This window comes from Streptomyces purpurogeneiscleroticus (genome assembly GCF_020024005.1).
Classification (GTDB): domain Bacteria; phylum Actinomycetota; class Actinomycetes; order Streptomycetales; family Streptomycetaceae; genus Streptomyces; species Streptomyces purpurogeneiscleroticus.
The window spans coordinates 1-4,140 of sequence record NZ_NHSG01000167.1 but is presented as its reverse complement, the minus strand read 5'-3'; the positions used below and the strand labels follow the sequence as shown (position 1 = coordinate 4,140).

6 protein-coding genes are annotated in these 4,140 nt (G+C 67.9%); 5 read left to right on the top strand and 1 reads right to left on the bottom strand.

Going from position 1 to position 4,140, the window contains the following annotated elements:
* Positions 1 to 509 precede the first annotated feature (509 nt).
* Complete coding sequence (locus CCS38_RS09690) at positions 510 to 731, top strand: hypothetical protein (RefSeq protein ID WP_223732796.1); 222 nt, start codon at positions 510 to 512, stop codon at positions 729 to 731.
* 113 nt (positions 732 to 844) lie between these two features.
* Here CCS38_RS09690 and CCS38_RS09685 read toward each other — a convergent pair whose 3' ends face one another.
* Positions 845 to 1,084: a chaplin gene (locus CCS38_RS09685; protein ID WP_223732795.1), complete on the bottom strand. Its 240-nt coding sequence runs from the start codon at positions 1,082 to 1,084 to the stop codon at positions 845 to 847.
* Between the two features lie 369 nt (positions 1,085 to 1,453).
* Between CCS38_RS09685 and CCS38_RS09680 the strand changes: the two genes are divergently transcribed.
* The 4 genes from CCS38_RS09680 (at position 1,454) to CCS38_RS09665 (ending at position 3,809) form a co-directional block, all read left to right on the top strand.
* Positions 1,454 to 1,699, top strand: coding sequence for a chaplin (locus tag CCS38_RS09680; RefSeq protein ID WP_223732794.1), 246 nt, complete (start codon positions 1,454 to 1,456; stop codon positions 1,697 to 1,699).
* A 182-nt stretch (positions 1,700 to 1,881) separates the two neighbouring features.
* Positions 1,882 to 2,292 carry a rodlin gene (locus CCS38_RS09675; RefSeq protein ID WP_223732793.1) on the top strand — a complete coding sequence of 137 codons (411 nt, stop codon included), beginning with the start codon at positions 1,882 to 1,884 and terminating at the stop codon, positions 2,290 to 2,292.
* 408 nt (positions 2,293 to 2,700) lie between these two features.
* Positions 2,701 to 2,934: a chaplin gene (locus CCS38_RS09670; RefSeq protein ID WP_031058604.1), complete on the top strand. Its 234-nt coding sequence runs from the start codon at positions 2,701 to 2,703 to the stop codon at positions 2,932 to 2,934.
* A 134-nt stretch (positions 2,935 to 3,068) separates the two neighbouring features.
* On the top strand, positions 3,069 to 3,809 hold the full coding sequence (locus tag CCS38_RS09665) for a chaplin (RefSeq protein WP_223732792.1): 741 nt from the start codon (positions 3,069 to 3,071) through the stop codon (positions 3,807 to 3,809).
* Positions 3,810 to 4,140 lie beyond the last annotated feature (331 nt).

The following is a 4,140-nucleotide window of genomic DNA, read 5'->3' as shown; positions in this document are numbered from 1 at the left end:
TGCAGGACCACCCGTTCTTGCGGGTGGAGGGATCTCCGAGCCCCCGAGATCGTTGTCCGGGCCCACAGACGGCCGGAGATCCGCCGAGTCTGCGGCGACATGCGGTTCTTCCGGCCCCGCCCTCCCGGACTTGTCCCGCCGGGAACATCCCGCGCTCCCGGCGGCCGGTGACGGGCGAAACAAGCGCCAGGAGACGGGGACGGGGAGCCACGCCTTCTCGCGCAAGGTCGCCGCCGGAGCCGACTCACGTACCCGGCGGCGACCCCTCGCCGTCTCTTTTTCTTTTTCTCCGGGCAGCGCCCGGGATTCGCTGTTCGGCGCGCTACGCCATTCGATTGAATGGTCAAGCGTCGCGGCGTGACGGGGCAGCGTAAGGGCGTCCGTGAATTGCCGCGACAGATGGTCCGGCGGATTGCGCCAGTGGAGTTATTCGCAAGTCTGAGCGAGCGCCCAATGGGGTGGGACTGTAATCATTCTTATGTCCCATTTCTGCGCAGAAGGAGAGAACCATGCGCAAGTTCATCGGACGCTTCGCCGCCACCGCCGCGCTCACCGCAGCAGCGGTCGTCCCGCTGTCCGGAGTGGCCTCGGCGGCCCAGACGCCGACCGCCGCACCGACGTCCGCGTCGGCGGCCGGTCCCTGTGGGTGGGGTTGGGGATACGACTGCTGGGGCTGGCACCACCACGACCACAACCTGATCAACATCGACCTCGGCCTCGGGATCCTCTGACGGGTCCGTGAGCCGACGGGAAAGGGCTGCCGGTCCCACGGGACCGGCAGCGCAGAAAGAAGGAAGGGCCCCGCAGAAGCGGGGCCCTTCCTTCCTGCCTGCTGCCGCGAACGTCAGTCGTTGACGCAGGTGTTGCCGAAGGCGGGGTTCAGCAGACCGATGATGTTGATGGAGTTGCCGCAGACGTTCACGGGCACGTGGACCGGAACCTGAATGGGGTTGCCGGAGATCACGCCGGGTGAATTGTTCGCACCGGCGCTGGCACCACTGTCGGCCATCGCGGAACCGGAAGCGGCACCCGCAGCGAGGCCGGCAGCGGCCAGAACCATAGCGGCCTTGTGGGCAGTCTTCATGGGGAGTCCCTCCAGGGATGGTTACCGCGGCTCCGGACGGGCGCCGCACCGTGCTGAACGCAGATCCGGTCCATCGGCTACGGGCAGTCGCCGATAAACCTTCGATCGGCTCAATGCGCTGAATGTGCAGGAGCGACCGGCTGCATTCCGAATTCTGGTGGGTATTGAACGCCGGACTGCGTACCGGCCGCACGAGCCGCTTTCGGCGTGTTGCGATCCGTACACCCGATCCGTACATCTGATCAGTGGTTCACCCGGCCGGGGCCGCACCCGTCGGGCTGTTGATGCGTTGATCGGTCTGTTAGCCCAACTGGGCGACGGAAACCAAAGCCGACGTTACTGTCCGCTGTTCAGTGAAGAGGTACTGCTATGTCGCGCGTTGCCAAGACCGCCCTGCTCTCCGCCGTGGCCGGAGCCGCGGTCCTCGGTGCTTCCGGTATGGCGTTCGCCACCACCGGCGCGGGCGCGTTCGGCGCCGCCGAGAACTCCCCGGGTGTCGGGTCCGGAAATCTCGTTCAGGCTCCGGTGCACGTCCCCGTGAACGCCTGCGGCAACACCGTCACCGTGATCGGCGCGCTCAACCCGGTCTTCGGCAACGACTGCGTCAACCACTGACGGGAGTGCCCGCCATGGGCCGGTGACCGTTTTCCCACGGCGCGGTGGTCGGATGTCCTTCGGGGCGTCAGGCCGCCGCGCCGTTGCGCGTTCATTCGAGTGACAGCACGCAACCAAACTCCCCGGAACACGTTGACCAGTTCGCTCCGACTACGGGCATTCCGTATTGAGAAGGGTGAATCGTGTTCAAGAAGGTTCTTGCCACGGGTGCCGTGGCGGCGTCCATTGTGGGCATGTCGGCGGCAGTGGCCCCCCAGGCGCTGGCGCTCGGTGACGACGGCGGTGCCACCAACCTGAGCGGCAACGGTGCTTCGTCGTCGTTCGGTAACCAGACGACGGCCGGCAACATGAGCACGCAGCTCGGCCTGGTCCAGGGCACGCTGAACAAGCCCTGCGTCGGTCTGCCGCTCAAGGCAAACATCGGTTCGCTCATCGGTCTCATCCCGATCACGATCCAGGACATCAACGTGCTGGCGAACCCGCAGAACCAGCAGTGCACCGACAACTCCAGCCAGAACAAGGGCGACGAGCCCCTGTCGCACATCGTGGACGGAGTTCCGATCCTGTCGGCGAACGGCACCGGCAACGGCTGATCACCACCGGCCACGAAGGCCCGGACCGCCTGTCCTCTCCTCCTGGGCGGTCCGGGCCTTCGCGCGTTCCCGAAAAGGCCGCCGCGTGCCCGAAGTCTGCCGCGTCCCGAAAAGGCCCCCCGCGTGGCCGGAAAGCCATCGCCGGGCGGCCGGACCGGCCTTATCGGGGCCGCGTTGCGGACGCGTCGCGTATTGGCGGGGCGACGAGCGGAAATTCCTACAAACATTACTTCAGGCCGAGTCGTTGGGTCATTAGAGGGTGTTCTGAGGAAAATTCCAGCAGTGGGGTTTCGATTCCCCCGGGTGCTCGTTACCAGACACGGCAGCGTTGTTACGGGCGATCGGGATAGCGCTCGTGCGGCACGAAGGTCGTGACCGTTACGAACTCCGCTGCAGAAAGGGCTGAAAGTGAAGTACACGAAGGTCGCCGCGGTCGCCGCTGGAACGCTGATGGCAGCGGGGACCGCCGCGCCGGCGTTCGCCGACTCGGGTGCCAGCGGTGCCGCCAACAACTCTCCGGGTGTGATCTCCGGCAATGTTCTGCAGGTTCCGGTTCACGTTCCGGTGAACGTCTGCGGCAACACGATCGACATCATCGGCCTGCTGAACCCCGCCTTCGGCAACACCTGCGTCAACGACTGACGTCCGCGACGTACGCAGTTGTGAGTTCGACCCGGACGGCCTCGGGACGCATGCCATGCGCCCCGGGGCCGCCTTGTAGTTACGGGCGTACGGGCAGCAGCCCTACGCGACGGCAAGCGAAGACAGGAAGACCAATGCGACAGGTCCTGGCAAAGGGTCTCCTCGCCGCCGCGGCCACCACGGGTGTGCTCGGGGTGACCGGAGGCACCGCGTTCGCGGACGCGGGAGCGAGCGGTGAGAGCGCGAACTCCCCGGGAGTGCTCTCCGGGAACAACGTCCAAGCACCGGTGGAGGTCCCCGCGAACATCTGCGGGAACAGCGCGGACGTCGTCGGGGCGCTCAACCCCTCCTTCGGCAACGGCTGTGCCAGTGACGGAGGCGGCGCCGGTGACCAGCCGCAGGGCGGGCAGCAGCGCACCGCCGAGGACGGCGCGCAGGACGGCGGGCAGGAGCCGGGAGCGGGCGCAGGAGAAGGCGCAGGAGAGGGCGCGGGCGCGGCCGGCTCGGCACAGAACTCACCGGGCGTGGGCTCCGGCAACGCCGCCAAGGCCCCCGTCGACGTCCCGGTGAACGCCTGCGGCAACTCCGCGGACATCGTCGGCCTGCTGAACCCCGTCTTCGGCAACCACTGCGACGGGTCGTCGAACGAGCAGGAGCAGGCCGACGACTCCGTACCGGACCATGTGGCGCCCGACGCGCCCGGGCCGGCCGGACCGGGGGACCCGCGCGCCGGCGAGGCGGGCGGTCCGGGGGACCCGGTGACGCAGCTGGCCCACACCGGTACCCAGCAGATCGGCGTCGCGGCCGGTACCGGCGCCGCGCTGGTGCTCGGCGGGGCGATCCTGTATCGCCGCGCGCGCCCGGCCAGGCGCTGACGAGAGAAATTCAGATTTCCTTATGGACGGATGTGCGGGATTCCGGGAAGCGGGCGAACGGAAACGCTGTGAAAGCCGCCGGAATTCCCGTCGTTCGGGTGGCGCGGGAAAAAGGAGCGGGCCCGCAGTTTCCGTGTGCGGACCGGGTCGTTACCCATGACGACAGCGGCGGAACGTACGGCACGCCACACTGCCTGCGCGACGCGCAGGGCGTCCTCGTCGCCCGCGCCGCTGCGGAAAGGAACGCTGAAGATGAAGCTTGCGAAGACCGCGGCGATCCTCGCCGGCTCGGTGGTGGCGCTGGGGGCCGCGTCCCCCGCGTTCGCCGCCC